Annotated in this window: 2 protein-coding genes; both read left to right on the top strand. The window is 42.5% G+C overall.

The genetic code is table 11. The annotated features are described in order from the left end of the window. Positions 1-83 precede the first annotated feature (83 nt). Positions 84-1,487, top strand: coding sequence for a TonB-dependent receptor (locus L0J61_RS10360; protein WP_367651955.1), 1,404 nt, complete (start codon positions 84-86; stop codon positions 1,485-1,487). A gap of 447 nt (positions 1,488-1,934) precedes the next feature. Next, positions 1,935-2,688, top strand: a protein-coding gene (locus L0J61_RS10355) for an IS5 family transposase (protein WP_301466362.1) whose coding sequence is annotated in 2 segments (ribosomal slippage) — positions 1,935-2,237 and positions 2,239-2,688 — 753 coding nt in all. Because the reading frame shifts where the segments join, the coding sequence is not laid out codon by codon here. Positions 2,689-2,882: the final 194 nt, after the last annotated feature.

Here is a 2,882-nt window from a genome sequence, read left to right as displayed (position 1 = left end):
AATTGTTTTATGATATTTGCCCTGACCATAACACTTTTATTTTGAACTGACTATATACTAGCGAACAAGATACTGACTATGGTATTCAGTATGATTTAACCACTCGTCCATTTGGCGCTGAAATTAGTGACGGCTTTGAAAGCGATCGTCAAGCCAGCACCGAGCGTCAACAATACAATGCCAGTTACCACCATGCCGACCTGTTTGGTCATGAACTGTATGCTCAGCTCTCTCACCGCACAGAGGAGCTCAGCTTTATTCCCTTTATTTATGGCACTTATTTTGCAGCTTCCGAGCAGTCAACTGACGTTTCCTCTGCACGCGTCGCGCTAAGTAAAGACTGGACTGATAAACTTAAATTAACTTATGGCATCGATGGCTATCAAGATACGCTTGACAGTAATAAGATGATATTTGACCCGAGAGTAAGTATCGGCACTGGTGGGCTCGTCAATGAAGAGTTTGCTACCGTTGGGCGTTACCCTGGCACCGAAGTGAACTCTATTGCAGGTTTTTTTCAGGGTGACTATCAGCTGACCGACGAGCTTAGCGTCACGGCAGGTATGCGCTACCAAAATCTCAATAATGAAATTGATGATTTCGTCGCGGATGCAGTGCAGACTGATATTGCTTTAGGACAAGCGACTGGCGGCGATGCCATCCCGGGTGGTAGCAACGATTATAATGTCAGTTTGTTTAATTTTGGCCTGAATTATAAACCCACAAACAACTTACGCTACTTTGCAAATTTCTCTCAAGGCTTTGAGTTACCTGATCCTGCAAAGTTTTATGGTCAAGGTATCTATAATCAAAATTCTGACAATTACTATGAGCTTATTAATGGCTCTAATGTCTCGGGTACTAAGCTTGACGGCATCAAAACAGATAGCTACGAGCTAGGTACATCATTCAACCTCAACGATTTAACAGGTCAGCTGACTGGTTACTACAGCCTCTCCGACGGCAGTATTGACTATGATCGCAATACATTACTTATCACGCAGAGTGATAATAAAAAACGTGTATATGGTATCGAAGCCAAGGCCGATTATACGGTTAATGAAAATATCAGTGTCGGTGGTCTAGCACATTGGGTAAAAAGCGATACACAGGTCGATGGTGACTATCAAGAAACGGTCGTGACCGATACTAGCCCCAATAAATATGCCTTGTGGACACGTTGGGAAGACGACTATCAAGCGCTTAAACTACAAGCCAATATGATGAGCGATGTCTCAGGTTATGACTCAGCAAGCGACTCTACTCAAGAGTTGGACGGCTACACAACCGTTGACCTTGACTATACTTATTTCTTGCCCTCAGGTGAGTTTAGCTTGGGCGTACAAAACCTGCTCGATGAAGATTACACCACCGTTTGGGGACAACAAGCACAAATCTATTACGGCAGCTACGCCCCTAAATCAGCATTCGACTATAAAGGTCAAGGACGAACTTACACGGTTGGTTATACCCATCACTTCCAGTAATATACGACACGAACCATAAGCCAAAGTAAATTTATAGCCCCTATTCGTACTAGCGTGAATAGGGGTTTTTATAAACGTGTTGATAATGAACAGATACTGTCACAAGGTGACTATAGTCAAAGAACTCTAAAATAGGTACAAGGCAGCCGACTGCAGACTGTACAAGTAGTACATCTAAGGAGGATAACGCCGTAGCTGTTTAGTAATTCGCTGACTATACTTCAGATATGCCATCCATTCGCTTATGGCTAGAGGTTTTTTGGCCACTATAAAACTGACTACCATTCTAGTGGACTTCAATCGCGTTATCGTTTCACCAGAAAAAGACAATGCAGGCTATTAGCTAGAAACGATTAGGGCGTGTTGAACATTGAATATAAATTTCTGGCAAAAAAAATAGCGAACGGGTAATCTTTAAGTTCTCACACAAAAAAGATATCGTTCGCTATGCCTCGCACTATGCTCAAAGATGAACACTGGACAAGACTGAAACCTATATTACTAGAACTTAATATCTATGACAAAGGAAATCTTAGACAAACGGTTGAAGGCGTGCTTTATCGCATGCGTGTTGGTTGCCCTTGGCGCGACTTACCAACGTGCTTTGGTAAGCCTAATACCATCTATAAAGCTTACCAGCGTTGGTTTCGCAGTAATAAGCTGATTGCGCTTTTTACATTACTGATCAAAGACTCAGATCTTGAGTGGGTCTTTATCGATGGCACTCATATTAAAGCGCATCAGCACAGTCGGTGGTGGTAATGAGGTGGAACAAGCAATCAGTAAAAGTGTGGCAGGACGCGCGACCAAGATTCACTTGGCAGTCGATGCGCATGGCAATCCGATTACCTTTATCTTGTCAGATGGCACAACCCACGATGTTAAAGTCGCACCTGATTTAATAGACAAGGTTGATTTGAGTGATACAGAGGTTTTATGTGCCGATAAAGGCTATGATTCTGATGCACTACGAGCGCATATTGAACAGGCAGGGACGCATGATAACATCCCTCGAAAACGAAACACTCAGTCTTCTAACGACCATATGGACTGGGACTTGTATAAAGTACGACACTTAGTAGAAAATGCTTTCGCCAAGTTAAAGCAGTATAGGGCGGTTGCCATCAGATTTGATAAGCTCAAGCAGAGTTATGAAAATACGGTCGCTCTTGCTTGTGCTTATATCTGGCTCAAATTATGAATGTTCAACACGCCCTAAATATAAGCGACTAAATAAAAACCACTCGCAGCATAGAACTATAGTATATAGAGCTACAATATCAGCGGACTTAAATTTTTCTAGTAATGAGAAAACGCTGTAGTATGCCCAGTTATCAAAAATCTACTTTCATTAATGTCGCTGAGTTGCTATCTTGCCCTCCTTTCCGACACGCC

It is taken from the genome of Psychrobacter sp. (assembly GCF_030457785.1).
Lineage (GTDB): Bacteria > Pseudomonadota > Gammaproteobacteria > Pseudomonadales > Moraxellaceae > Psychrobacter.
Note: the sequence above shows the minus strand (reverse complement) of the source record. Positions and strands in the feature narration are given on the sequence as shown.